General features: G+C 65.7%; 1 protein-coding gene. It reads left to right on the top strand.

The genetic code is table 11. The annotated features are described in order from the left end of the window. On the top strand, window positions 1-2,968 hold a 2,968-nt coding region (gene mfd, locus AC1D0P_RS23885), incomplete at its 5' end, for a transcription-repair coupling factor (RefSeq protein ID WP_477679015.1). Window positions 2,969-3,007 lie beyond the last annotated feature (39 nt).

Below are 3,007 nucleotides of genomic sequence, written 5' to 3'. Positions count from 1 at the left end.
GGGCTCGGCCGTGCCCTACCGCGTCGACCTGTTCGACAACGAGATCGACAGCATCCGCACCTTCGACCCCGACAGCCAGCGCAGCCTTTATCCCGTGCCCGAAGTGCGCTTGCTGCCCGGCCGCGAATTCCCCATGGACGACGATGCGCGCGCCAAATTCCGCAGCCGCTGGCGCGAACTGCTGGACGGCGACCCGACCAAGAGCCGCATCTACAAGGACATGGGCAATGGCGTAGCGACCGCCGGCATCGAGTACTACCTGCCGCTCTTCTTCGAAGAAACCGCCACGGTGTTCGACTACCTCGGCAACGATGCGACCGTGGTGCTGCACGGCGACCTGGAGCCGGCCTTCCAGCGTTTCTGGCAGGACACCAAAGACCGCTACCGGCTGGTGCGCGACGCACCCGACCGCCCGGCGCTGCCGCCTGAATCGCTGTTCCTGGGCACCGAGCAGTTCTACGCGCGCGCCAACGACTACGCCCAGCTGGCGATACGCGCCACGGTCGAAGACGTGGCCGACAACGCCCAGTTCCAGAAGCTCGGCGAAATGGCCGTGGTGCGCGGCGCCGAAGACCCTCTGGCCAAATTCAAGGGCCATGTGCGCAACACGGCACACCGCGTGCTGGTGCTGGCCGAAAGCGAGGGCCGGCGCGAGAGCCTGCTGGACTTCCTGCGCGCCAGCAGCGTCAGCCCGCCCGCGTTCGATTCCCTCGAAGACTTCCAGGCCAGCGACGAAAAACTCGGCATCGCCACCGCGGCGCTTAACACCGGCTTCAGCTGGCTAGAGGAAGGCATTGACTTCATCACCGAGACCGAGCTGTTCGCGGCCGGCGTCACGGTGCGCCGCCGCAACAAGAAGCAGGAACAGGTCAGCGATGTCGAAGCGCTGATCAAGGATCTCTCGGAACTCAACGTCGGCGACCCGGTGGTGCACAGCGCCCACGGCATAGGCCGTTACCGCGGCCTCATCAACATGGACCTGGGCCAGGGCGTGAATGCCGACGGCACACCGCTGCTGCAGGAGTTCCTGCACCTGGAGTACGCCGACAAGGCCACGCTCTACGTACCCGTCAGCCAGCTGCACCTGATCAGCCGCTACACCGGCGTCAGCGCCGAGGAAGCCCCACTGCACAAGCTGGGCAGCGGCCAGTGGGAAAAAGCCAAACGCAAGGCCGCCGAGCAGATCCGCGACTCGGCCGCCGAGCTGCTCAACATCTATGCCCGCCGCGCCGCGCGCGAAGGCCATGCCTTCCGCTACTCGCCCGGCGACTACGAAACCTTCGCCAACGACTTCGGTTTTGAAGAGACCGCCGACCAGCGCGCCGCCATCCACGCCGTGATCCAGGACATGATCAGCCCGCGGCCCATGGACAGGCTGGTCTGCGGCGACGTGGGCTTCGGCAAGACCGAGGTCGCGCTGCGCGCCGCTTTCATCGCCGTCACCGGCGGCAAACAGGTGGCGCTGCTGGCGCCTACCACGCTGCTGGCCGAGCAGCACTACCAGACGCTGGTGGATCGCTTCGCCAAATGGCCGGTCAAGATCGCCGAGATGAGCCGCTTTCGGTCGGGCAAGGAAATCACCGCCGCCATCAAGGGCCTGGCCGACGGCACGGTCGACATCGTGGTCGGCACCCACAAGCTGCTGAGCCAGGACGTGAAGTTCGAGCGCCTGGGACTGCTGATCATCGACGAGGAGCACCGCTTCGGCGTGCGCCACAAAGAGGCCATGAAAGCCATGCGCGCCGAGGTCGACGTGCTGACCCTGACGGCCACGCCGATTCCGCGCACGCTGGGCATGGCGCTCGAAGGCCTGCGCGACCTCAGCGTGATCGCCACCGCGCCGCAGCGCCGCCTGGCCATCAAGACCTTTGTGCGCAGCGAAAACAACGGCGTGATCCGCGAGGCCGTGCTGCGCGAGTTGAAGCGCGGCGGCCAGGTCTATTTCCTGCACAACGAGGTCGAGACCATCCAGAACCGGCGCGAGAAACTCGAGGAGATACTGCCCGAGGCGCGCATCGCCGTGGCCCACGGCCAGATGCCCGAGCGCGAGTTGGAGCGTGTGATGAAAGACTTCATCGCCCAACGCTACAACCTGCTGCTGTGTTCCACCATCATCGAGACCGGCATTGACGTGCCGACCGCCAATACCATCGTCATGAGCCGCGCCGACAAGTTCGGCCTGGCGCAGCTGCACCAGTTGCGCGGCCGCGTGGGCCGCAGCCACCACCAGGCTTATGCCTATCTGATGGTGCCCGACATCGAGGGCCTGACCAAGCAGGCAGGCCAGCGGCTCGAGGCCATCCAGCAGATGGAAGAACTCGGCTCGGGCTTTTACCTGGCCATGCACGACCTCGAAATCCGCGGCACCGGCGAAGTGCTGGGCGAAAACCAGAGCGGCAACATGCTGGAGGTCGGTTTCCAGCTCTACAACGAGATGCTCGGCGAAGCCGTGGCCTCGCTCAAGGCCGGGCGCGAGCCGGACCTGCTGTCGCCGCTCAGCGTGACCACCGAAATCAACCTGCACGCCCCGGCCCTGCTGCCCAACGACTACTGCGGCGACGTGCACCTGCGCCTGTCCTTCTACAAAAAGCTGGCCACCGCCAAGAACACCGACCAGATCGACGCGCTGCTCGAGGAAATCGTCGACCGCTTCGGCAAGCTTCCGCCGCAGGCACAGACGCTGATCGACGTGCACCGCCTGCGCGTGATCGCCAGGCCTTACGGCGTGGTCAAGGTCGATGCCGCGCCCGGCGCCATCAGCATCACCTTCAAGAAGGACCCGCCCATCGACTCGATGGCCATCATGCAGCTGATCCAGAAAAACCGGCACATCCGGCTGGCCGGCAACGACAAGCTGCGCATAGAGCGCGAGCTCGAAAACCCCAAGGACCGCGCCCAGATGGTGCGCGACGTCCTGCGTTCACTCGGACAACCCACCACGCCCACCACGGAAGCCACTCCCGCATGACCCCCGCAGAAATCTCTCCCGGCCTTGTCGTCAACGTCT

Source organism: Polaromonas sp. P1_G2 (assembly GCF_056405515.1).
Note: the sequence above shows the minus strand (reverse complement) of the source record. Positions and strands in the feature narration are given on the sequence as shown.